This is a genomic window from Streptacidiphilus cavernicola (assembly GCF_042510955.1).
Taxonomy (GTDB): domain Bacteria; phylum Actinomycetota; class Actinomycetes; order Streptomycetales; family Streptomycetaceae; genus Streptacidiphilus; species Streptacidiphilus cavernicola.
Map to the genome: position 1 here is coordinate 46,684 of NZ_JBHFAB010000009.1, position 23,578 is coordinate 70,261.

15 protein-coding genes are annotated in these 23,578 nt (G+C 68.1%); 4 read left to right on the forward strand and 11 right to left on the reverse strand.

Annotated elements, in window-relative coordinates; genetic code table 11:
* Positions 1 to 5 precede the first annotated feature (5 nt).
* Positions 6 to 473 (forward strand): NUDIX hydrolase, encoded by a 468-nt coding sequence (locus tag ACEZDE_RS14310; protein ID WP_380536247.1) that lies wholly within the window; start codon positions 6 to 8, stop codon positions 471 to 473.
* Between the two features lie 334 nt (positions 474 to 807).
* Here the strand turns inward: ACEZDE_RS14310 and ACEZDE_RS14315 are convergent, their stop codons facing one another.
* The 5 genes from ACEZDE_RS14315 to ACEZDE_RS14335 form a co-directional block, all read right to left on the reverse strand.
* Positions 808 to 3,909, reverse strand: coding sequence for a type I restriction endonuclease subunit R (locus ACEZDE_RS14315; protein WP_380536249.1), 3,102 nt, complete (start codon positions 3,907 to 3,909; stop codon positions 808 to 810).
* Positions 3,906 to 5,132: a BstXI family restriction endonuclease gene (locus ACEZDE_RS14320; protein ID WP_380536252.1), complete on the reverse strand. Its 1,227-nt coding sequence runs from the start codon at positions 5,130 to 5,132 to the stop codon at positions 3,906 to 3,908. Before ACEZDE_RS14320 ends, ACEZDE_RS14315 begins: the two co-directional genes overlap by 4 nt.
* Positions 5,129 to 7,294, reverse strand: a complete 2,166-nt coding sequence (locus ACEZDE_RS14325; protein WP_380536253.1) for an N-6 DNA methylase — start codon at positions 7,292 to 7,294, stop codon at positions 5,129 to 5,131. The genes ACEZDE_RS14320 and ACEZDE_RS14325 overlap by 4 nt, the downstream gene beginning before the upstream one ends.
* A 964-nt stretch (positions 7,295 to 8,258) precedes the next feature.
* Entirely contained in the window at positions 8,259 to 8,840 is a 582-nt protein-coding gene (locus tag ACEZDE_RS14330) for a hypothetical protein (RefSeq protein WP_380536255.1), read from the reverse strand.
* A gap of 179 nt (positions 8,841 to 9,019) precedes the next feature.
* Complete coding sequence (locus tag ACEZDE_RS14335; protein ID WP_380536257.1) at positions 9,020 to 9,748, reverse strand: hypothetical protein; 729 nt, start codon at positions 9,746 to 9,748, stop codon at positions 9,020 to 9,022.
* Positions 9,749 to 9,930: 182 nt separating this feature from the next.
* Here ACEZDE_RS14335 and ACEZDE_RS14340 point away from each other — a divergent pair, with 182 nt between their 5' ends.
* From ACEZDE_RS14340 to ACEZDE_RS14350, 3 genes are all read left to right on the forward strand, one after another.
* Positions 9,931 to 13,152 (forward strand): N-acetylmuramoyl-L-alanine amidase, encoded by a 3,222-nt coding sequence (locus tag ACEZDE_RS14340; protein ID WP_380536259.1) that lies wholly within the window; start codon positions 9,931 to 9,933, stop codon positions 13,150 to 13,152.
* Positions 13,153 to 13,340: 188 nt separating this feature from the next.
* Complete coding sequence (locus tag ACEZDE_RS14345; protein WP_380536261.1) at positions 13,341 to 13,796, forward strand: tellurite resistance TerB family protein; 456 nt, start codon at positions 13,341 to 13,343, stop codon at positions 13,794 to 13,796.
* Between the two features lie 322 nt (positions 13,797 to 14,118).
* Positions 14,119 to 17,292, forward strand: a complete 3,174-nt coding sequence (locus ACEZDE_RS14350) for a S53 family peptidase (protein ID WP_380536263.1) — start codon at positions 14,119 to 14,121, stop codon at positions 17,290 to 17,292.
* 129 nt (positions 17,293 to 17,421) lie between these two features.
* Here the strand turns inward: ACEZDE_RS14350 and ACEZDE_RS14355 are convergent, their stop codons facing one another.
* The 6 genes from ACEZDE_RS14355 to recR all read right to left on the reverse strand — a co-directional run bounded on the left by ACEZDE_RS14355 (position 17,422) and on the right by recR (position 23,538).
* On the reverse strand, positions 17,422 to 18,300 hold the full coding sequence (locus tag ACEZDE_RS14355; protein WP_380536265.1) for an SURF1 family protein: 879 nt from the start codon (positions 18,298 to 18,300) through the stop codon (positions 17,422 to 17,424).
* A gap of 243 nt (positions 18,301 to 18,543) precedes the next feature.
* The gene (locus tag ACEZDE_RS14360) at positions 18,544 to 19,878 is read right to left on the reverse strand and encodes a hypothetical protein (protein ID WP_380536267.1); all 1,335 of its coding nucleotides are present in this window, start codon (positions 19,876 to 19,878) and stop codon (positions 18,544 to 18,546) included.
* Positions 19,875 to 20,516, reverse strand: coding sequence for a SigE family RNA polymerase sigma factor (locus ACEZDE_RS14365; RefSeq protein WP_380536269.1), 642 nt, complete (start codon positions 20,514 to 20,516; stop codon positions 19,875 to 19,877). Before ACEZDE_RS14365 ends, ACEZDE_RS14360 begins: the two co-directional genes overlap by 4 nt.
* Before the next feature lie 266 nt (positions 20,517 to 20,782).
* The gene (locus ACEZDE_RS14370; RefSeq protein WP_380536271.1) at positions 20,783 to 22,051 is read right to left on the reverse strand and encodes an aspartate kinase; all 1,269 of its coding nucleotides are present in this window, start codon (positions 22,049 to 22,051) and stop codon (positions 20,783 to 20,785) included.
* Positions 22,052 to 22,247: 196 nt separating this feature from the next.
* Complete coding sequence (locus ACEZDE_RS14375) at positions 22,248 to 22,946, reverse strand: DUF5063 domain-containing protein (protein WP_380536273.1); 699 nt, start codon at positions 22,944 to 22,946, stop codon at positions 22,248 to 22,250.
* The gene (gene recR, locus ACEZDE_RS14380) at positions 22,939 to 23,538 is read right to left on the reverse strand and encodes a recombination mediator RecR (RefSeq protein ID WP_380536275.1); all 600 of its coding nucleotides are present in this window, start codon (positions 23,536 to 23,538) and stop codon (positions 22,939 to 22,941) included. Before recR ends, ACEZDE_RS14375 begins: the two co-directional genes overlap by 8 nt.
* Positions 23,539 to 23,578 lie beyond the last annotated feature (40 nt).

A 23,578-nucleotide genomic window follows, 5' to 3' on the forward strand; every position in this document is an offset into this window, starting at 1 on the left:
CCCTCATGGGCAGGACCGAGTACCTGAACGACCCCGCCGCCCCCAAGGCGAACACCCTCATCCCCGCCAGCAACCTCCTGGTCGTCAACTACGCGGGTGAGATCCTGCTCCAGCGCCGCCGCGACACCGGCCAGTGGGCACTCCCCGGCGGAGCCCAGGACATCGGCGAGACCGCCGGCCAGTGCGCAGTCCGCGAGTGCCAGGAGGAGACCGGCATCCTCGCCGAACTCACCGGCTTCCTCGGCATCTACACCAACCCGAAGCACATCGTCGCCTACACCGACGGCGAGATCCGCCAGCAGTACGAGAACACCTACATCGGCCGCCCGCTCTCCGGAACCCCCACCGTCAACGACGAGGCCGACGGGGTCCGCTGGGTACACCCCGCCGACCTCAACGACCTCGACATCCACCCCAGCATGCGCCAGCAGATCGGTGACTACCTGGCTGGGACATACCCCTACCTGGGATAGCCCCGTCCGGGGCTATCCCATACTCGGACTCTGCCTATCCGCGGCATGCACGACTCTGACGCCTCATCAGATTATTCAGAACCGGTTACTCCACTACCGAACGTCCTCTCAGGCCCAGTGAAGTGAGTCTCGATGCCGCCCGCCTGCTTGAGGCTACGAACTGCTCTGGGTCGTCAAAGGCGCCTGCGGCGTCGCTGACGCGGTGGGTTGCGTTCCAACCCCTGGACTTCACCCGTCCCGGCCCTTACTAGGCTGAGTCGGGCGGCCGGCGGCTGCGGCCGATCCGGTGAGGCCGACGGGGCAGAGGTGAGCCAGAGCTGGAAGGAAGCGTCGCTCATAGACGGACCTCCGTGCCAGCGAACAGCTCAGCCTGCTCAAGCACTAGCTCGACCGCCCTCGCTTCAAAGTCAGGCGGGTAGTCGTACCTCGCGAGGAGACGCCGGACCTTGGTACGCATGGCGGCCCTAACTGACTCCTTAAGGTTCCAGTCGATCGTGGCGCTACGACGTACGGACTCGACGAGCTCGGCTGCCATCTTCTTCAGAACGTCATCGCCGATCTGGAGCACAGCCTCGTCGTTTTGGACTATGGCGTCATAGAACGCTGCCTCGGCTTCAGAGAGCCCAAGCTGCGCGTGACGGCTCGCCTGGTCGCGCATCTCCTTAGTTAGCTGGACCAGCTCGGCGATGATCTCCGCTGCCGTCAGCGAGCGGTTCGTGTACTTGAAGATCGCCTCCGCAAGCTGTTCAGAGAACTTGCGACTCTGTACGAGATTGGTGCGCGACGCCGTCCTGATCTGGTCATTGAGAAGACGGCGGAGCAGACCCATTTGGAGGTTGGGCTTGTCCTTGTCGACGAGCGAGTCGAGGAACTCATCGCTCAAAATCGACAGCTCAGGGGTCTCTACACCGGCAAGCTTGTAAATGTCGACAACCTCATCGGAGGTAACAGCCTCGTTGACGAGTTGCCCGATGGCAGTGTCGAGCTCGACCGCGCCAACGCCACCCCGGCCCGAGCCGGGGTTCTGGATCTTCAGGATGGCGGCGCGTACGTCGGTGAACAGCCGGGCGTCGTTGCGGATCTCTGCTGCCTCGTCCCGGGACGCACAGAGCGCGTAGGACTTGGCGAGCGCGAGGACTTGGTCGAGGAACCGGTCAGTTAGGTCAGGATCTGCCATGATGAAGTCGAGTACATTGGCGTGTTCGGCAAGTCGCTGCCCTGCCGACAGGTCGGGCCTCGAGTTGTAGTCGCAGCCGTGCAGCAGGCCGCGGATGATGTCGTGCTTCTCCAGCATGGCGTCGACCATTTGCTCGATTGGGACGCCTGCCTGGGCACGGTCGCTTGGCGAGTACTCGACGAGGGCCCTCTGGAGGTTCGCGAAGAGGCCAATGTAATCGACAATCAGCCCTCCTGGCTTGTCACGGAAGGTACGGTTGACCCGAGCGATGGCCTGCATGAGCCCCGCACCCTGCATGCTCTTGTCGACGTACATCGTGTGCATAGACGGAGCGTCAAAGCCGGTTAGCCACATGTCGCGGACGATGACAAGCTCCAGCTCGTCGTCCGGGTTCTTGGCCCGAGCCTTGAGGTCCTTGCGTACCTCTTTGGAGTAGATGTGCGACTGAAACTCGGCTGGGTCAGCGGCCGAACCGGTCATCACGACTTTGATCTTTCCCTTGGTCGGGTCGTCGTCATGCCAGTCGGGTCGTAGGGCAACAATCTTCTCGTAGAGCCCGACTGCGATGCGACGACTCATGGTGACGATCATGGCCTTACCGATGATTGCTTCTCGGCGCTTGCCCCAATGCTCGACGATGTCGCGAGCAATCAGATCAACGCGCTCGTCGGCGCCGACGATGGCCTCCAGCCGGGCCCACTTGGACTTGGCCTTGACCGCCAGGTCCTCCTCAACCTGTTCGGTGATCTCGTCGGCCAGGTCGTCGAGCGCCTCATAGTCCTCGACCGACAACTCGACCTTGGCGAGGCGCGACTCGTAGAAGATCTTCACGGTTGCGCCGTCATCGACGGCCCGCGTCAGGTCGTAGACGTCGATGTAGTCGCCGAACACCGCTCGGGTCGACTTGTCGGTCGACTCGATGGGCGTTCCGGTGAAGCCGAGGAACGTCGCTCCCGGGAGCGCGTCACGCATGTGCTTGGCAAGGCCCGCCTTGAGCCGACCCTCGCGGTCCAACGATTCATTGAAGCCGTACTGCGATCGGTGAGCCTCGTCTGCCACCACAACCACGTTCCGGCGATCGGTGAGGACTGGGTTGCCGTCGTCGCCCTGCTCGGGTGCGAACTTCTGCAACGTGGTGAAGATGATGCCACCAGAGACCCTGCGCAGAAGTGTCCGCAAGTCCGAACGTGACTCAGCCTGGGCCGGCCTCTCCGGGAGGATCTCGGCGGGCGCGAACACGTCGCCGAACAGTTGGTCATCAAGGTCGTTGCGGTCGGTCAGGAAGACCATAGTCGGGTTGATCATGCGCGGGTCGCGCATGATCTTGGCGGCGTAGAGCAGCATCTCGATCGACTTGCCGCTCCCCTGCGTATGCCAGACGACGCCACCGCGGCGATCGCCGTCAGGGCCAGCAGCCTCGACCGTGGACTCGACTGCAGTGTTCACAGCCCAGAACTGGTGGTACTTAGCAACGCGCTTGACGAGGCCCTTGGACTCGTCGGAGAACACGATGAAGTTCTTGATGATATCGAGGAAGCGCCTCGGCTCGAAGACGCCCTTGATGAGCACCTCAAGCGCGGGCGCACCCGAGACGGGGTCACGGCCGTCGATGGTCTTCCATGGTGCGAAGTGCTCGAAACCGCCAGTAAAAGAACTCATGGCGGCACTAATTCCGTCGCTGATGACGGTCACCGCGTTCGGCACGAATACGGCCGGGATATCCGTACGATACGTCTGGACTTGGTTCCACGCGTTTTTGAGCGTGGCATGCTCATGGGCAGGGTTCTTCAACTCAAGGAGCCCGACGGGGATTCCGTTGACAAAGACCAAGACATCGGGCCGGCGATTCTTGCTGCCGATGATCGTGAACTGGCTGACTGCCAGCCAGTCATTATTGACCGGATTCTCAAAGTCAATCAGTTGAATACTTTTCGTTCGCACACAGCCGGAGGCGTCGCGGTACTCGACCGGCACCCCGTGAATAAGGAGCATGTGGACGCGCGCGTTCTCGGCGAGCTCGCTCTGACTCTCGGCTCGTTCTAGGCGTTTGATGGCTTCCTCGATGAGATCCGAATGGTTCGGATTCAAACGAAGTGCAGCCTCCTCGAGCCTCTCGTAGAGGTAGACCTGTTCAAAGCTCCCACGCTCAGGTGCAGCACCGCCTGGGGCCAGGTTCGGACCGTAGGCGGTCGCGTAACCCAGTTCGCGCATGTAGCCGAGAGCCGCTTCCTCAATGGTGGCTTCATTGAAGATAGTCATATAGGGAGCTCCATGTCTGGGTCATCGTCGCCGCCTTCGGCTGGCGATACCACTTGGCGGTCTTCACTCGCATCGAACGAGGCCTCGCGCTCTTCCACGGGCATGTCAGAACTGAGCTGCACCCACACAGCACCATAGGGCGAGCGGATCATCTTGTAGTCCTCAGATATCCAGCCGATGGTTACGATGTCGTCATCGACGATGACTCCCAGTTTCCGGCCGGCCTCCTGCAACTCGGCGAGCGAGTAGCAGTGCCGCTGACCCAAAAGGGTGTTGCAGCTGGCATGGCCCCAAGCCACTGAAGTCGGCCGGTGGTTGAGGTTGTCATAAACCAGCGGCTCCATATGGAACAGGTTCGCCTGGGTCGAGCGGGTCGCGCCGTCCACGGTAAGCGCAGCATTTAGCAGCCCATCAACCTGCTGGAACTCGACGGGGTCATGGAGTTCCGCATAGTCGATGACACGCAAGCAGAGCGGACAGATCGACAGACCATTGCGGGTGATGCCCGCACGCTCCAGCCTGTCACCAAGCAAGCCGCTTTCCTCCAGGATGGCCTTGAGGTGCAACGCCTGGGTCGTCGTGTATGGACTAGAACGAGCGTGCACGATCAGCCAGGCAAGCATAGCTTGGCACTCGAAGTTGATCTGCGCGGGAGCGTACTCTGGGGCAAAGATGCCCTGCGGCGGCCCCGCCTTGCGCATGGGTCGGCCAGCACCAGCGTTTGGCAAGCGGAGAACGTACTCCCCATCGTCCACAACCCGTGCCCCGCGCTGATTGACCGCTCGGCCATCCCGCAACAGTGATCGAACCTCCCAGTCGTCCGGCGGAGGGTACTCCGCGAGCGCCTCATGAGAGCGGTACAGCACGAACGCGTTCACACCAACCGTGGGTGCACCCTCGGCCTCGAAATCCTCCCGCACCACGCCCATTTTTGAGAAGTACTGGTCGGGGAAAAGACGGATAACGTAGCCGTCCTCGTACTGCGAGAGGTCCACCAGGCCGAGATGTTCATACGGGACAATAACCTTATTGTTGCGGTAGACGTGGTTCTGATAAGCACCCTTTTCCCCGCCACGTGGCGTGGCATAGCCTGCCTTGTTGATCTTATTCAGGTCCTTCTCCCCAAAGAACGCCCAGGCTGCGGTCGGACGCGGGTTGTGGGAGTTGGCGTGCCCATCGAGAAGAAGACAATTTGCATCAGGGCAGAGCGCGGGCGGCTTCACTCGGCTCGCCTCACGGCATAACGTGCGCCGAGACGCGACAGAGAGCCGAGTACCGTATTGATCTCCAGATTGTGCTCGATGAGCAAATCCAGGCGGCTCAACGTGTCGGCCAATCGCCGCTGCCACACGAGCGACGGCACCGTGAAGCTCAACTTGGCGATGCTGCCGCCGCTGATCTCGCGGAAGGTACTGCCGTTGGCGTGGGCGTCAAGGACGGCAGTGGATTGCCGCAGTAGGTAGTACCAGAAAACCGGGTCCTGGGTGTCGTCGAACACGAGCGAGCGGATGCCCTGGTTTGTCGTAACCGGGCAGGCAGCAATCGCCACCAAGCCAATCGGGGCCCGGCTAGAGAGGAGAACAGCGCCCTCTGGGAGCAATCGCGCGCTTGAGTTTGCCAAACCCGCCTCCGTGAGAGAGCGTGCCCCCTCGGCGATGTAGCGTCCCTGATGTGTCGTCATGTCCTTGGGAGTGATCCACGGGATAGAACCGCCGAAGTTGTCCTCATCGCGCGACGGTGGTGTTCCACCACCGACAACCTTGGCAACATCGCCGACTCGAACCTCGCGCCACTCGTCGATCTCGATCACCTGCGCGAGCTCTTCGAGCGCTTCCTTGGCGGCCTCCCGCTGAACTGCGGACTCCGCGAGGAGTTTACGCGTCTCGGCGACGAGTGTTCCGCGCTCTGCGATTGCCTCGGAAGCGTTGGGATCCCCGGCGTCATCTGCAGTACCGACATAGCGGCTCGGTGCCAGGATGTAGCCGTGTGCCGTTACCTCCCCGACCGTGGCGACGCGTGCGAACCCTTCGACATCCGAGTAGGGCTTGGTCGGCTCCTTTGAGCGCCACGAGTGGTACGTGTCTGCAATGCGCGCGATGTCCTCGTCGGAAAGCGCACGGAGACGCCGTGTCTCCATATGGCCCAGTTGGCGGGCGTCGATAAAAAGGATCTCGCCCGTACGCTTGCGATGGCCATTTCCATGTCGATTCTTAGACACAAACCAGAGTGAAACGGGAATTGCGGTGTTGAAGAAGAGCCGATCGGGCAACGAGACAATGCAGTCCACCAGATCTGCATCAACCAGCCGCCGACGGATTTCGGCCTCGCCGCTCGCACGCGAGGAAAGTGATCCGTTGGCAAGGACGAATCCTGCGGTGCCGGACGGCGACAAGTGATGGACGAAATGCTGCACCCAACCGAAGTTGGCGTTGCCCTCTGGCGGCGTCCCATACTTCCAACGCGGGTCGACTTGGAGCTTGGCGTCCCACCAATTACTGACGTTGAACGGTGGGTTGGCGATGACGAAGTCGGCGCGCAGGTCGGGGTGCAGGTCGCTGCTGAACGTGTCGGCTGAGCGGTCGCCTAGGTCGGCCTCGATGCCCCGCAGCGCAAGGTTCATCTTGGCCAGCTTCCACGTGGCGTCGGTGAACTCCTGGCCGTAGACGGAGATGTCGGTTCGCTTGCCGCCATGGGCCTTCACGAACTCGGTGGACTGCACGAACATGCCACCAGACCCGCATGCGGGGTCGTAGACGCGCCCGTGGAACGGCTCCAGCATCTCGACGAGGGTCTTGACGACGCTTCGGGGCGTATAGAACGCGCCAGCGTCTTTGCCGGTCTCCTTGCCGGCGAACTGGCCGAGGAAGTACTCGTAGACGCGCCCGAGGACATCGTCGCTGCCGTGGTCGTCGGATTCCGTGAAACCGATGGATCCAATGAGATCGACGAGCTGACTGAGGCGCCCCTTATCGAGGCCTTCACGTCCATAGTTGCGCGGCAATACTCCCTTGATCGAGCGATTCTCCTTCTCGATTAGGTCCATGGCGGCATCGATGTCCTGCCCGATCCCCGGCAGCTTGGCCTTTGCTTGGATGCTTTCCCAACGGGCGTCGGCGGGTACCCAGAAAACATTGTGGCTAAGGTATTCGTCGCGGTCCTCAAGGAAGCGTTCGCGCTTGTCCTGCGCGATACCGTCGGACACCAACTCCTCGTCGATCTCGCGTCGGCGGCGCTCGAACCGGTCGGAGATGTACTTGAGGAATACGAGTCCGAGGACCACATGCTTGTACTCGGACGGCTCCTGATTGCCTCGCAGGGCATCAGCAGCCTCCCAGAGCCGCTGCTCCAGGGTCTTCGTCTGAGCCTTCGTCGCCAGGCGCGCCATCAGGAAGCGCCTCCACAGGAGCGCTGTTGGCTTAGTTCGTGGGTGCTTGCGTAGCTCATGTACTTCCTCATTCGAACGTCTATGCGGCGAAGCCCGCTCCCGCGTCCCGCCTCAGTTGTAAAGCATGCCAGGCCGGGCCGACAGGTTGGGCGCAAAAAAGGGGTTCACAGCGCTTCAGTGAGCACGGCCGCGGTCGCAACCTGGCTCTGGCCTCGGCAGCTCCATCCATGATCCCGCCACCGTTCCTGCCGACGGCCCTGGCTGGCTGCATCCCGGTGACCCCGTCGTCCGCTCCGTAGATGAAGTCGTCTGGGCGCCGGAAGGCACTCTCGCACGGCCCGAGAGGTCGTTTTCTCTCAGTGTTTCATCCCGATATGCGCTGGTTGATCCGGGGTTTCGGGTCATGCCAAGCCCCGACGAATCCACGCCAACCTGGCGCGGAGCTTGACCCCCATAAGCCGGGGACGAAACGCCCAGTAGCCGCTCGCGCCATGCTCAGCCGTATCGGAGGTGGCATGCCAGAACCAGCATGGCACCCCAGTCAGCTCCTTGCCACAGGCAGCGCACCGCACCCCGACGGGCCCAAGTAGTCGATCTGGCGAATACACAGTTCGATGTGTGGTGCTTGGGAGAATCCTAGGAGATGATCATGGAAAGACGCCCTCCCGAGACCCACTCAGGCCGACGCACACCAACGCCCTGGCCTGCGCTGTTGCGATTCTCGCAGGCCAGGGCGCGGCGCTAGCCTCATTCGGGACGAAGAGGCCGTGGGTTCAAATCCCGCCACCCCGACGGTATAGCAGCAGGTCAGGGCCGGTGATCCGCAAGGATCGCCGGCCCTGGTGCTTTGTGCGTGACCACGCTGGACCCAGCCCCGCGGGTGCGGGGAGCAGGCCATGGGCAACGCGTGGGTGCGCACGTGCCCCCGGTCCGAGGTGGCCGGGGCACAGGTGGTGCGGAGGTGTCAGTTGACGGCGAATCCGACGGAGCCGGACAGGGCCTTGACGCCGGTCGACTCGCAGTTGCCGGAGGAGCCGGTGGCGTCGGCGAGTTCGACGGTGACGGTGTGTCCGTTGAAGGTGCCGCTGGTGATGCTGCCGTCCAGGCGGACGGTGCCGTCGCCGTGGTCGCGGTTGTTCTCCGGATTGGTTCCGGAGGTGACCTGGCTGGTGTGGCCGTCGTCCCAGGCGATGGTGCCGGTCCAGGAGGCGGCGGCGGAAGCGCTCTCGGTGCACGACATGGTGACGTGCGCGGTCAGGTTGAGCGTCCCGCCGATTTCGGCCCCGCTGCCGGAGCAGTTGTAGGGGCCGACCAGGCCCAGCACGTCGGCGTCGGCGCCGAAGCGGATCGAAGCCGTGACGGTCTGTGCGGTCGCGGTGTCCGTCAGGCCCGGCGCGAAGCTTGCCGAGGTCAGGCCGCTGCAGGTCTCGACGGGCACGGCGACGGCCTTGTGCGCGGTGGCGGCCTGGGCTTGGACGGGCAGGGAGGCGGCAAGGGCGGCCAGGGCGAGCGCGGTGCAACCGCGGAGCACGAACGTGCGGGACATGGGTGTGGTCCATTCATGGGGGGACAGTGGTTGGGTCGCCGGGGCCGCCGAGGGACTCGACGGTCACGACGTGTTTTCATGTGATCACACCTAGTTGTGTCGCGGGCGCTGGTGCGGGCCGTTCGGGGGAGAGGCCGCGACCGCGTTGCCGGGGGCAGTTTCCTCTTCGGCCCGGTCGATCATCGGCCGGGCGGTGACGTCGGCTTCGGTGACGTGCTTGCAGGCGCCGGGGCGGTGACCTCGGGTGTTCCGGCTCGGGCGGGCCTGGGGTCTGCTGCGCGGACGCGTGGGGCGAGTTCGGCGTAGGGGACGGGGTCTCCGGACAGTCTGCGCAGGGCGGTCAGGCCGAGGCTGGCCTGTCCCAGTGCCTCGACCCGGGGTGCGGGGAGTACGTGGAACAGCCACTGGCCGATGTCGAGCGGGTTGTAGCTGTCGTGGTCGGGTGCACTGTGGAGAGCGAAGACGTAGACGTCGGCGTTGAAGGTGGGCGCCTCGGCTCCGCCGCCCTGCGGGGTCCAGACGCGTCCGCGCAGGCGGCCGAAGCGGATGGCCGAGGGGCTGCGCTGGTCCCATGCCTGTACGTACGCGCTGGACTTCACCTCGACCCGCAGTCCGTCGGGGGTCAGCACGTCGAAGCTGTCCCATTCCTGGTTCCGCACCTGTGCCCCCAGGGCCCGGTGCACCAGGAACTCCGCGAGCAGGCCCCGGGTGGTGTTGGTGCGGAGATCCGGCATCGCGTAGCGCCAGAAGTCCAGCACGGTGAACGGCTCCGCCGTACCGACGAACGTCTCGTCGCCGAGCAGTGCCGGGAGGGACGGCGCGGTGGTCCAGGTCGAGTCGGCCCCGGCCCCGGGCTGCGGCTGCGTCTGCGTCGGAGGCTGTGACTGCGGCGGAGGCTGTGACTGCATGCCGGTCAGCTTTCCACCCCCGCCCCCGGCCCGAGGGCAGCCCCGCCGGGTGCCCCCGCTGTCGGGGCGCGCGGGTCCCGCTGCTAGCCTGGCCCACCATTTGGCATCAGCACGTGTGCGATCGGCCCGGGGGGTCGATCCAGGACGCCCGCGCACAGGGCGTACGAGGTAGGGGCATCGCGTTGACAGCAGCACGGCACGGTCGTAAGAAATCGCGGATCTGGGCCGGGGCCGCCGCGGCGCTCGTGGCCTCCGCACTGGTGGTGGGGGCGGTCGCCGAGGCGGCGACCGGGGGTGACTCGGCCGCGGCGAAGACCGCCGACGGCGCGTACACGCTGCAGGGCGAATTCACCGCCGCGGCGGCCGAGTTCCACGTCCCGGCGAGCGTGCTGCTCGCGGTCTCCTACCAGGAGACGCTGTGGGAGTCGCACGGCGGGCAGCCCAGCAGCACCGGCAACTACAACGTCATGGGCCTGACCCAGGTGACGCCGACCGACCTGAACCCGGTCAGCAAGGCGGAGAAGCTCGCCGACCTGAACGCCTTCGGTGACGGGAGGAAGCACCACGAGCCGTCCGCCGCCGTCCTCGCCAAGGTCGACACGGTGGACACCACCGTCCCGGCCCTGCACACCCTGGACGCGGCGTCGGGCCTGCTCAAGGTGTCCGGCTCGGAACTGCGCACCAGCACGAAGCAGAGCGTGCGCGGCGGGGCGGCGCTGCTCGCCTCGTACGAGAAGAAGCTGCACGGCTCGCTGCCGACCGACGCCGGCTCCTGGTACGCGGCGGTCGCCGAGTACGACCAGGCCACCGACAGCGCGACCGCGCAGCAGTTCGCCACCCGGGTGTTCGACACGATCCGCACCGGCGCGGCCCGGACCACGAACGACGGCCAGGTGGTGACCCTGGACGCGACGCCCGCGGTCGCCCCGCAGACGACCCAGCTGCGCTCGCTCGCGCTGGCGCCCGCCGCCGCGGGCACCGCCACGGCGAACGCCGCCGCGGCGACCCCGAAGCCGTCCTGCCCGAGCGGGATGGCGTGCACCTTCGTCCCCGCGAACGCGGACAACTACGACGCGGCGAACCGCCCGGCCGACAACGACGCCATCCGCGACATCGTCATCCACGACACCGAGGCGTCCGCCTCCTCGACGATCAACACCTTCCAGCAGGACGTCGGCCTCAGCGCGCACTACGTGATCTCGGCCACCGGCGCGGTGACGCAGATGGTGCCGCTCACGGACACCGGCATCCACGCCGACAACAAGACGATCAACATGCACTCGATCGGCGTGGAGCACGAGGGCTACGCCCTGAAGAACGGCAGCTGGTTCTCGGTCCAGGAGTACGAGACGTCCGCGCAGCTGGTGAAGTACCTCGCCGGGCTCTACAACATCCCGCTGGACCGCGACCACGTCATCGGCCACGACGAGGTGCCGTACGTCTTCAACGATCCCTCCCTCGGGAAGGACAACCCGGTCGTCAGCCAGCACTTCGACCCGGGCACCTACTGGGACTGGCGCTACTACCTCGGCCTGCTGGGCGCGCCGATCAGCGGCAACGGCCAGGCCGTGGTCGGCGGGACGGTGACCATCGCGCCGCCGGACACCAGCGCCAACGAGCCGGTCGTCACCGGCTGCGTCACCTCCACCGCGACCTGCACGGCGCACCCCACGAACTTCGTCTACCTGCGCACCTCGGCCTCCGCCAGCGCTCCGCTGATCGGCGACGCGCTGCTGAAGTCGGTGGGCATGTCCTCGGGCAGCACCAACGGCGGTGACGTCAGCGACAAGGCCGACTACGGGCAGACCTTCGTGGTCGCCGGGGTCTCCGGCGACTGGACCGCGATCTGGTTCGGCGGCCAGAAGGCCTGGTTCTACAACCCCGGCGGAGTGAACGCCTACGCCAACAGCTCCGCCTCCCCGACCCTGGTCACCCCGGCCGGGAGCGCGGCGGTCCAGGTGTACGGGCGCACCTACCCGGAGCAGGGCGCCTACCCCGCGTCGCAGGCCGCGTTCGGCGCCACGGCCGGGCAGGGCATCGACTACAAGAAGCTGCCCTACACCATCCCGGTCGGCCAGGCGTACACGGCGCTGACGACCCAGATCCCGGGCGACTACTACCAGTACAACGGCGTCTACACGGCCTCGGACACCACCTGCGCCGCCGCGGCCGACCAGTGCATGATCACCGGCAGCACCATGTACTACCAGATCCGCTACAACCACCGGATCGGCTACGTGAAGGCGTCCGACGTGACCACGGTCGCCGCCGCCACCCCGCCGACCGGGACGTACGTGTCGGCGGGTCCGCAGCGCATCCTGGACACCCGGTCCGGGCTCGGCGCCCCGAAGGCCGTGGTCGGGCCCGGCAAGCACGTCACGCTGAAGATCGCCGGGGCCAACGGCCTGCCCGCCTCCGGGGTCACCTCGGTGGTGCTGAACGTCACCGTCACCAACCCGACGGCGACCGGCTACGTCAGCGTCTACCCGGACGGGCAGAGCCTGCCCACCGTCTCCAACCTCAACTTCACCGCCAAGGAGACCATCCCCAACCTGGTGACCGTCCCGGTCGGCGCCGACGGATCGGTCGACCTCTACAACCGCGCGGGCACCGTCAACCTGCTGGCCGACCTGAACGGCTACTACACCAACGGCGGCGGCGGGTCGAAGCTGGTCAGCACCAGCCCGGCGCGGATCCTGGACACCCGGTCCGGGCTCGGCGCCCCGAAGGCCGTGGTCGGGCCCGGCAAGCACGTCACGCTGAAGATCGCCGGGGCCAACGGCCTGCCCGCCTCCGGAGTCACCGCGGTGGTGCTCAACGTCACCGTGACCAACCCGACCCTGGCGAGCTACGTCAGCGTCTACCCGGACGGGCAGAGCCCGCCCACCGTCTCCAACCTCAACTTCACCGCCAAGGAGACCATCCCCAACCTGGTGATCGTCCCGGTCGGCAGTGACGGATCGGTCGACCTCTACAACTACCGGGGCAATGCCGACCTGCTGGCCGACCTGAACGGCTACTTCACCAACACGGGCAGCGGCTCGGTGTTCCACACCGCCGGTCCGGTGCGGGTGATGGACACCCGGTCCGGGCTCGGGGTCCGCAAGGGCGCCGTCGGTGCGGGTGCGACGGTGACCCTGCCGGTGGGGGCAGCCAACGGGGTGCCGCTGAACGCGACCGCGGTGGTCCTCAACGTCACCGCGACCGTGCCCACCAGCAGCGGGTTCGTGACCGTCTACCCCAACGGCAGCAGCCTGCCGCAGGTGTCGAACCTCAACTTCAGCAAGGGCGAGACCATCCCCAACCTGGTGGTGGTGCGCGTGGTGAACGGAAAGGTCAACTTCACCAACAAGGCCGGCAGCGTCCAGCTGATCGCGGACCTGACGGGGTACTACACGGGGTGAGAATCGCGCGAGAATCGCGCGAGCGGTGCCACTGACCACGGGATCGCTGGAACGGCCTTCGGGGGCCGCGCCCAACGGCGCGGCCCCCGAAGCTTTTTCCCTCTTTTCGCCGGGCACGTCGCGACGCAGCCGACCGTTGTCGCTGCGGGCAGCAGTTTCCGCGACAGACGCGACAGAGGAGAGCACGGATGGCCCTGTGGGACCGCATCAAGGACTCCGCCAACACGATGCAGACGCAGCTCAACGCCAAGAAGAACGATCTCAAGAGCGGCGCCTTCCGCGACGCCAGCATGGCGATGTGCGCGTTGGTCGCCGCTGCCGACGGCTCCATCGACCCGTCCGAGCGGCAGCGGGTCGCCTCGCTGATCGCGACCAACGAGGTGCTGAAGAACTTCGCCGCCGACGACCTGCAGACCCGGTTCAACGACTACTGCGCCAAGCTGACCGCCGACTTCGACTTCGGCAAGGTAAGCGTGCTGCAGACGATCGGTAAGACCGGCAAGAAGCCGGTGGAGGCCCGTGCGGTGATCCAGATCGGCATCGTCATCGGCGGCGCCGACGGCAACTTCGACAAGACCGAGCAGGCGGTCGTCCGCGAAGCCTGCTTCGCGGTGGGGATCGCGCCGTCGGAGTTCGATCTCTGAGCCGGAGTGGGGAGTGGGGTTGGGGAGTTGGGGTTGGGGAGTTGGAAAGTCGGGGGGAGGTCTCCGGCAAGGGGCGCCTCCCCTCCCCCTCCCGTCCCTCTTCAGCGCTGACCCCCGGCGACAGCAGTTGACCGCTACTGATAGAAAGTGCCTGTAGTCCGTCATGCTCGGGGGTTGTTCCGGTGCGCTTCTGCGCACCGAAGCGAACAGATCGCATGCAGCTGCGCCAGTCTCGCGGGCGTTCCGACGCCGGTGATCGACGGCGCCTGCCTACGTACGCTCTCGTTGCACGGCTCCAGGCCAGCAATCAGGAGACAACTGCATGACCGACCAGGTCACTGCTGCCGAGAGCAGTCGAATAGACGAAGCCGCGCCGAAGCGCGCGGCAACCGGACCGGGCCGCCGCCTGGGCAGGACCGGCGTGATCGCCGTCGCCGCCACCGCGGCGCTGCTGGCCGGAACCATCGCCGCGGGGGCGACCCCGCTCGCCGGTGACGGCGCGGGCGGCCACGGAGCGTCGGCCTCCGCCACGCCCCAGCGCCTCGGCGCGGTCCCGCACCCGCCGAAGGGCGCGGTCAGGATCGGCGCCACCCCCGCGGACACCGCGGTGAAGCTCAGCGTCGGCCTGGTGCCGCGGGACGAGCAGGCGCTCAAGGACTTCATCACCGCGACGACGACCAAGGGCAACGCCCAGTACCACCACTACCTGGCCAAGGGGCAGTTCGCCTCGGTCTTCGGCCCGACCCCGGACACCGTCGCCAAGGTGACCGCCGCGCTCAGGGCCGAGGGCCTGAAGCCGGGCAAGGTCAGCGCCGACGGCCTGGCCATCCCGGTGACGACCACGCTGGCCAAGGCAGCGCAGGTGTTCAGCACCGGCTTCACCTCGTACCGGCTGAGCGACGGCAGCACCGGCTTCGTCAACACCGCCGCCCCGCAGGTGTCCGGCAGCATCGCCGCAGACCTGTCCGGCATCACCGGGCTGGACACGGTCGCCCGTCGGCAGACCATGAACAGCACGGCGGCGCCGTCGGCCGGGACCGGGACGAGCGGCACCGGCGCCGACACCGGCACCACCGTGAAGCGCCCCGACCTGACCACCGGCGGCCCGCAGCTCTGCGGCGGCGCCGTGACCGCCCTGGCCGCCAACCCGCGGTACAAGGGCGCGACCGACGGCAACGGCTACCTCAGCGCAGCCACCCTCGCCGACACCTACGGCATGGACCACACCGGCACCAGCGGCGCCGGGATCACCGTCGGCGTCCTGGAGCTGGAGAACTTCTCCAGCACCGACCTCGCCGCCTACCAGGCCTGCTACGGCACCCATGTGACCGTCACCAAGCGCACCGTGGACGGCGGCCCCAAGGAGCCGGTCTACCCCGCCAAGATCGGCGGGAAGGTCACCGAGAACGGGATCGAGTCGCTGCTCGACCTCGAGGACATCGCCTCGCTGGCCCCCGGCGTCAAGATCATCGCCTACCAGGGCGTCGACGTCGACAAGGCCACCGAGGCCAACTGGCTGCACACCTACCAGGCCATGGTCACCGACGACACCGCCCCGGTGCTGTCGATCAGCTGGGGCAGTTGCGAGAAGGACACCCCGCTCGCCGACATCCAGGCCGAGGGCATCTACAACGAGGAGGCCGCGGCCCAGGGCCAGACCATCCTCTCCTCCTCCGGTGACGACGGCGCGACCACCTGCATCAACGACACCGGCTCCAGCTACCAGAACGTCGCCTCGGTCAGCGACCCGGCCAGCCAGCCGTATGTGACCGGCGTCGGCGGGACCACCCTGTCCGGCGGCAGCACCGGCAGTGCGGCTACCAAGCGCAGCGCCTGGGGCATCGCCGACAGCGCCACGGTCAACGGCGAGGGCAGCGGCGGCGGTACCTCGGCCGTGTGGTCGATGCCCAACGCGGGCAACTTCCAGAGCGGATTCACGGGCAGCGGCTTCAGCAGCACCGCCTGCAAGCACGACACCGGCTACACCTGCCGCCAGGTTCCCGACGTCTCGGCGGACGCCGACCCGCACTCCGGCTACCCGGTCTACTACGGCGGCGCCTGGCAGCTCATCGGCGGCACCAGCGGCGCCAGCCCGACCTGGGCCGCACTGCTCGCCATCGCCAGCGCCCAGCCCGCCTGCCAGGCCGGCGGCCGACTCGGCCTGATCAACTACGCGCTCTACCAGGCGGCCAGAGACGACTACACGGCGAACTTCACCGACATCACCACCGGCAACAACAAGGCGTTCAAGAACATCGGCTTCAACGCCGGCCCCGGCTACGACCTGGCGACCGGCCTGGGCGAGCCCAAGGCGGCGGCGCTTTCGGCGACGCTGTGCGCCGGGCTCACCCCGGCGGCGACCGGCCCCGGCACGTTCCACTCGGTCGCCCCGACCCGGCTGCTCGACACCCGCAACCGCAGCGGCAACGACAAGGGCCCGCTGCCCGCTTCGTCCGTCTCCGGGGTCCAGATCGAGGGCAACAAGGCCATCGCGGGCGTGCCCGCCACCGGCGTCACCGCGGTGGTGCTGAACGTCACGGTCACCCAGACCAGCAGCGGCGGCTTCCTGACCGCCTGGGGTGACAACACCCCGCGTCCGACCACGTCCAACCTCAACTGGGTCAAGGGCCAGACGGTCTCCAACCTGGTCACCGTCGCGGTGCCGGGGGACGGCGCGATCGACTTCCTGAACAGCGCGCCCGCCCAGGTGATCGCCGACGTCCAGGGGTACTACACCGCCGACACCAGCGGGCAGACCTTCACCGGACTGAGCCCGCAGCGGCTGATGGACACCCGCACCAACCACAAGACCGCGCTGCAGAACGCGACGGTCAGCCTGCCGGTCAGCAGCGGCAGCAACCCGCGGGTGCCGGCCGGCGCCACCGCGGTGGTGCTCAACCTCACCGCGGTCAACACCGTCAACGCCGGCTACCTGGAGGCCTGGCCGGAGCTGAAGGGCTCCAAGCCGCCGACCGTGTCCAACGTCAACTGGAGCGCGAGCAAGTCGGTCCAGGCCGGTCTGGCCGTCGTGCCGATCGGCTCGGACGGCAACGTGAGCATCATGCTGCACGGCACCGGCCAGTTCATCGCGGACGTCTTCGGCTACTACACCCCGAACAGCAGCGGCAAGGCGTTCAACGCCACCACGCCGACCCGGATCCTGGACACCCGCGCCGCGGTCGGGATCGGCACCAAGACCCCCATCGCGGGCGGACAGACGGTCAAGCTCCAGGTCGTCGGCAGCCCGGCCGGCGTCCCGGCCGGGGCCAAGGCCGTGGTGCTCAACGTCACCGTCGCCAACGTGGTGAAGGGCGGCTTCCTGACCGCCTGGGCCGACGGCTCCAGCACGCCGAACACGTCCAACCTGAACTGGTGGGCCGCGGGTCAGGCCATGCCGAACCAGGTGATCGTGCCGATCGGGGCCGACGGGAAGGTCGACCTCAAGGTCAGCTCCTCGGCCGCGGTCATCGCGGACGTCTTCGGCTACTTCAACTGAGGGACGTCCCGGGGGTCCGGGCCTGATCCCGGACCTGGGCCTGATCCCCGGGCGGCACCACTGACGGGAGCCCCGTCGACCGTGAGGTCGGCGGGGCTCCCGTGTCTGTCCGTGTGTCTTGTCCGCGGCTCAGGTCGCGGTGAGGCCGAGGTCGCGGTCCCGGGCCACTTCCACCTCGCGGCGCACGAAGCGGGCCCACATGAAGATCACGAATCCGGCGAAGACGAACCACTGGAGGGTGTAGCCGAGGTTCTGGAACGCCCGCAGGGTCAGTCCGGCGCCGCCGGTCGGCTGGTAGGTGGGGACGGCGGTCAGCCCGTCAGTGCTGGTGGCCGCGGCCGAGCTGCCCGCGGGAGCGGCCGGGGCGGCCGTGACCGCCGGGGCGGCCGTGCCTGCGGGCGCTACCGCGTCGCTGCTGGTTTCGCCGCCCTTGTCCAGGGCGATCCAGCCGTCGTAGACGGTGTACGGCAGCACGTTGACCAGGGTGGACGGGCTGATCATGCCGACCTGCCCGGCAGGAAGGCCGCCGCTGCCGATGACCTCGGGCGAACTCGCGTCCTCGGAGGTCTGCAGCCGCCCGCGCAGCTCGACGGTGCCGACCGGCGCGGCCGGGACCGCGCTCGCCCTGGCCGTCCAGCCGCGGATCACCGGGATCGGCAGTCCCCCGTCGGCCGGGCGCAGCGGCGTGAGCACGTAGTAGCCGGAGCGGCCGTCCACCGTGCGCTTCGGGACCAGCAGCTGGTGGGCGGTGTCGTACCGGCCGCTGACGGTGATCTCCCGGCCGACGTCGGCGGCGGTGACCGTCTGCGCGTCCGGCCCCTTGAGCAGTGGCGCGAGCGGGACGGCCCGGTTCAGCGCCGCGACCTCGGTCGCGGCGTGGCTGCTCGCGTGGCTGTGCAGCTCGAAGCGGCTCAACTGCCAGACGCCCAGCCAGATGCACGCAGGCACGGCCAGCACGGCGAACAGGTGGATGCCGAGCCAACGCGGGGTGAGGAGGAACCGGTACACACCCACCACGGTAACCAGCCACCCCCGGCCCCCGGCACGGGGGTCCGCCCCCACGGCAGCCCGGCCGGTGAGGGCAGGCACGGGCCCGCGGCGGTGGCCCGCCGGGGGTGGCGGGCAGCGTCTGGGTGCGTCGGCCTTCTTACGTCGGCGCAGACTCAGCCCCACCTGCGTGGTCCGCCCGGTGCGTGGCCCAGCCCTGCCGCGGGCCTCACCCCGCCGTGGGGTTCAGCTCACCCGCAGGACTCACCCCGCCGGGGGGAGGGGGTCGGTGCGGTAGACGGTGCCCGCGCAGGCGTTGGCGATGACCGCGCTGGCCGCGGTGCTGCCGCCGGCGCCGGGGGTGTGGCCCAGGGTGATCGACGGGGAGGTGCCGCCGCCCGGGGCCGGGGTGCCGGTGTCGCCGGTGCCCGTGTCCGAGCCGGTGCTGGCGTCCTGCGCCGCGGGTGAGGGGCTGCCGGGCGCGGAGGAGGCGGCGCAGCTGGGCGCCCCGGCACCGGTCGTCGGCACCCAGGCGAACTCGACCAGGTAGGAGCCGCCCGGGGCGAGCAGCACCGGGTACGGCGTCGCCGCGGGCTGCGGAAGCCCGCCGGCCGGGTCGCCGACGGTGTGCTGGGTCACCGAGACCCAGGACTTGTCGGTACCGGACACCGCGAGCACCGAGACCGCCCCCGGCGTCGAGACCTTGCAGCTCGTCGTGGAGATGTTGGTGACCTGGAACGTGCCGTAGACCACCCCGGCGGCGTCCGGTGTGCCCACCGTGTCCGCGCCGTCGCCCAGTTGGCCCCGGACGCACTCGGCGACCGGGGCCGAGGCCCCGCCGGACGTGCCCGCCGAGCCGCCCACGGTGAACCCGCCGCCCGGCGCGGCGCCGGGCGGACGCGTCAGCGACGGATCCGGGTGCCCGGACGACTCGGGCCCGGCGGAGTCGCCGCCGCCCTGCCCGGCCGCACCCGCGCCGAAGGAGCTGCCCACCCCGGGCAGCAGCTGCCCGGGACCGATCGGGACCTGCGTCGGGCTGGCGGTGAGGTCCACGCCGGGACGGTTGGGCGCGGCGCTCGACGAGTCGCCGTAGGGACTGCCCTGCGGACCCGCGGCCGAGTCGATGGACACCCCGGCCGAGTGCAGCGCGAGGGTTCCGAGCGAACAGAGCGCGACCGTGGCGACGACCGACCCGACCGCTCGCCGCCTGCGCTGGCGTCGGCGCGGGACGGCACGTCGCAGGTGCTCCAGCGCGCCCGGCATCGGCGCGAGGTCGGCCACGGACCGGTGCAGCAGGTCGCGGATCTCGCGCTGCTCGGAGGTGAGTTCGGCCTCGGGGTCCTCCGGCCGGGTCCCGGACTCCGGCCGGATCCCGGTGCCGAAGCCCGGGTCGCCGGGGGCGGCAGCTCCCGGAGCTTCCGAACCTCCTGAAGCACCTCCCGACCCCGCGCTTCCCAGCCACGGCGGGAGCGACGTCGGCGGGGCCATCGGCATCGGCGGCGGCGCCTGCGGTGCGGCTCCCCGCCCGGAGGCGTTGCCACCCGGGCGGACGACCCGGACCGCGGCCCGCGGTTCAGGGGACAGGTCGTTGCCGCTCATGACGTGCTCTCCATCGCGATCCGCAGCGCCGCAAGACCCCGCGAACCGTAGGCCTTCACCGACCCGATCGAGATCCCCAGGCTGTCCGCCACCTGGGCCTCCGTCATATCGGCGAGGTAGCGCAGCACCAGTACCTCGCGCTGGCGCCGCTGCAGCCCGCGCAGCGACCGGCGCAGGTGGTCCCGCTCCAGCGCGTCGTACGCGCCCTCCTCGGCGCTGGCCATGTCCGGCATCGGCTTCGGCAGCAGCCGCAGGCCCATGATCCGGCGGCGCAGCGTCGACCGGGAGAGGTTGACCACGGTCTGCCGCAGGTAGGCGAGGGTCTTCTCGGGGTCGCGGACCCGGCTCCGGGCGGCGTGGACGCGGATGAACGCCTCCTGGACCACGTCCTCGCAGGAAGCGGTGTCGTCCAGGAGCAGCGCGGCGAGGCCGAGCAGTGAGCGGTAGTGCGCCTGGTAGGTCTCGGTGAGCTGGTCGACGCTGGTGCCCTCGGCGGCTGCGGTCACCACCGAGGCGGCGTCGATCCGGTCGGTCGCGTGGCGGTCGCTCGCATGCCGGTCGGCCGCGTGGCGGCCGGTGTGCCGATCCGTCGCATGGTCGGCCCCGGCTCGGCGTATGTTCGGGAAAGGCGCGGTCACAGCACTGCCCCCCAGTGCTGCCAAGCTTCCCATCCGTTCCGCCAGGATTGTCGCCACGAAGGTTTGACGTGCGACTCCGGGTGAAGGTTGTACGGAACCGCGGAGCAATTGTCATGCCCGCTGCTCATCCGTCGCCCTCCCGTATCCGTTGACGGTCCCAAGGTACGGGTCGGCGCTACCCGCGTCACCGGATTCCCGACGACTTGCACAAAGCCCACCCGCAAAGGAGCGGGTGGGCCTGTTCATGCCATTTCTACGTGTGCGTTCTAGCGGCCGGTGCCGCCGTAGACCACGGCCTCGTCGGTCGCGCTGTCCAGGCCGAATGCCGAGTGCACGGCGCGTACCGCCTCGTTGACGTCGTCGGCGCGGGTCACCACCGAGATGCGGATCTCCGAGGTGGAGATCAGCTCGATGTTGACGCCGGCGTCGGACAGCGCCTCGAAGAAGGTGGCGGTGACCCCGGGGTTGGACCGCATCCCGGCGCCGACCAGCGAGATCTTGCCGATCTGGTCGTCGTAGCGGAGCGACTCGAAGCCGATCCCGCCCTGCACCCGCTCCAGCGCCTCGATGGCCTTGCGGCCGTCGGCCTTGGGCGCGGTGAAGGAGATGTCGGTTAGACCGGTCGCCGCGGCGGACACGTTCTGGACCACCATGTCGATGTTGACCTCGGCGTCGGCGATGGCACGGAAGATCCGCGCCGCCTCGCCCGGCTTGTCGGGGACTCCGACGACGGTGACCTTGGCCTCCGACGTGTCGTGGGCGACCCCGGAGATGATGGCGTGCTCCATTGCGCCCCCTTCGGGCTGGTTGCGGACCCACGTCCCGACGTGTCCGGAGAAGGACGACCGTACATGGATGGGCATGTTGTAGCGCCGGGCGTACTCGACACAGCGGGCGAGCAGCACCTTCGAACCGGACGAGGCCAGTTCGAGCATGTCCTCGTAGCCGATCTCGTCGATCTTCTGGGCCTTCTTCACCACCCGCGGGTCGGCGGTGAACACGCCGTCCACGTCGGTGTAGATCTCGCAGACCTCGGCGTGCAGCGCGGCGGCCAGCGCGACCGCGGTGGTGTCCGAGCCGCCGCGGCCCAGCGTGGTGATGTCCTTGCCCTCCAGGGAGACACCCTGGAACCCGGCCACGATCGCGATGTTGCCCTCGTCCAGGGCGGTACGGATCCGACCGGGCGTCACATCGATGATGCGCGCCTTGTTGTGGACCGAGTCGGTGATGACCCCGGCCTGGCTCCCGGTGAAGGACTGGGCCTCGTGACCCAGCGATTTGATCGCCATCGCCAGCAGGGCCATGGAGATGCGCTCTCCGGAGGTCAGCAGCATGTCGAGCTCGCGGCCCGCAGGGAAGGGCGACACCTGCTCCGCGAGATCGATGAGCTCGTCCGTCGTGTCGCCCATGGCCGACACCACGACGACGACCTCATGGCCGGCCTTCTTGGTGTCGACGATTCGCCTGGCGACTCGCTTGATGCCCTCGGCATCAGCGACGGAGGAGCCGCCGTACTTCTGCACGACAAGGCCCACGTGCGCTCCTCGTTCTGTACCTGGTTGTGCGGTCGGCCCAGTCTATCGAGCAGGCAGGAAGACCCTAGTGCATTCCGCATGGTGGGATTTGGTGCCCATCAGGCGAGATCACCGGGAATTTTGCGGTCCGGGGCGGATTCGGAGGCCGTTACGGCGCCGCGCGGAGATCCGGGGCCGCCTGGGGATCCCGCCGCGCTCAGTTCCCGTGCAGGCCGAGTTCGGCGGCCATCAGCGCGCCCGCCTGCTGCTCCAGCTGCTCGTCGGTCAGGCCGTCGTCGTCGGTGTCCGCGCCGTCGACCGGGGCGCCGATCGGGCTGTCCAGCCGGACGTGGGCGACCAGCGAGTGCAGCGCGCGCAGCACAGCGGCGGTGGTGGAGCCCCAGTTCGCCAGGTAGGAGAACTGCCACCACCACAGGGCCTCGGAGATCCGGCCGTCCCGGTAGTGCACCAGGCCGTGCTCCAGGTCGGTGACCACGCCGGACAGGTCGTCGGAGATCCGGCAGGCCACCGGCTTGTCCACCGGCCCGTACGGGTCGAAGACCTCGTGGTAGACGTCGATCGGCGCGAGCAGCTCGGACAGGCGCTGGCGCAGCTCGTCCTCGTCGGCGTCGGGGCCGGTGTCCGGCTCGTAGCGGTCGTCCGGCAGCACGTCGTCGATCGCACCGAGCCGACCGCCGGCCAGCAGCAGCTGCGAGACCTCCAGCAGCAACAGGGAGATGGCGCTGCCGGGCTCGTCGCCCTTGGCGATCTCGTGGACGGACAGCACGAAGCTGTCGACCGAGTCCGCGATCTGCACCGCGAAGTCGTCCGGCTCCTCCGGGCGGAAGGATGCGGTCACGTCAGCGGCGGTGCCGGCGGCGGCCGTGGTGCTGGTGTCCGTGGTGATGTCAGACATCGAGAAGTCGTCTCCCTTCGAAAGCGCGCCCGAGGGTGACCTCGTCGGCGTACTCCAGGTCTCCCCCGACCGGCAGCCCACTGGCCAGACGGGTCACTTTCAGGCCCATCGGCTTCAGCAGCCGGGCCAGGTAGGTCGCGGTCGCCTCCCCCTCAAGGTTGGGGTCGGTGGCCAGGATCAGCTCGGTGACCACGCCGTCGGCGAGACGGGTCATCAGCTCCCTGATCCGCAGGTCGTCCGGGCCGACGCCGTCGATCGGACTGATCGCCCCGCCGAGCACGTGGTACCGGCCGCGGAACTCGCGGGTCCGCTCGACCGCCACCACGTCCTTGGGCTCCTCGACGACGCAGATCACCGTCGGATCGCGGCGCGTGTCCAGGCAGACCCGGCAGCGCTCGGACTCGGAGACGTTTCCGCAGACCGCGCAGAAACGCACCTTCTCCTTGACCTCGTTCAGCGCGTTCGCCAGCCGGCGGACGTCCACGGGGTCGGACTGCAGGATGTGGAAGGCGATCCGCTGCGCGCTCTTGGGACCGACGCCGGGCAGCCTGCCCAACTCGTCGATGAGGTCCTGGACCACGCCTTCGTACACGCTTCCGTCCCTGCCCTTCTTCTGTCTGCGGCCTTGGTTG

What these genes read in the sequence shown, in the direction of transcription:
- ACEZDE_RS14310 (WP_380536247.1), top strand. Translation starts at nt 6, where the DNA reads ATGGGCAGGACCGAGTACCTGAACGACCCCGCCGCCCCCAAGGCGAAC.
- ACEZDE_RS14315 (WP_380536249.1), bottom strand. Translation starts at nt 3,909, where the DNA reads ATGACTATCTTCAATGAAGCCACCATTGAGGAAGCGGCTCTCGGCTAC.
- ACEZDE_RS14325 (WP_380536253.1), bottom strand. Translation starts at nt 7,294, where the DNA reads ATGGCGCGCCTGGCGACGAAGGCTCAGACGAAGACCCTGGAGCAGCGG.
- ACEZDE_RS14330 (WP_380536255.1), bottom strand. Translation starts at nt 8,840, where the DNA reads ATGTCCCGCACGTTCGTGCTCCGCGGTTGCACCGCGCTCGCCCTGGCC.
- ACEZDE_RS14335 (WP_380536257.1), bottom strand. Translation starts at nt 9,748, where the DNA reads ATGCAGTCACAGCCTCCGCCGCAGTCACAGCCTCCGACGCAGACGCAG.
- ACEZDE_RS14345 (WP_380536261.1), top strand. Translation starts at nt 13,341, where the DNA reads ATGGCCCTGTGGGACCGCATCAAGGACTCCGCCAACACGATGCAGACG.
- ACEZDE_RS14350 (WP_380536263.1), top strand. Translation starts at nt 14,119, where the DNA reads ATGACCGACCAGGTCACTGCTGCCGAGAGCAGTCGAATAGACGAAGCC.
- ACEZDE_RS14360 (WP_380536267.1), bottom strand. Translation starts at nt 19,878, where the DNA reads ATGAGCGGCAACGACCTGTCCCCTGAACCGCGGGCCGCGGTCCGGGTC.
- ACEZDE_RS14375 (WP_380536273.1), bottom strand. Translation starts at nt 22,946, where the DNA reads ATGTCTGACATCACCACGGACACCAGCACCACGGCCGCCGCCGGCACC.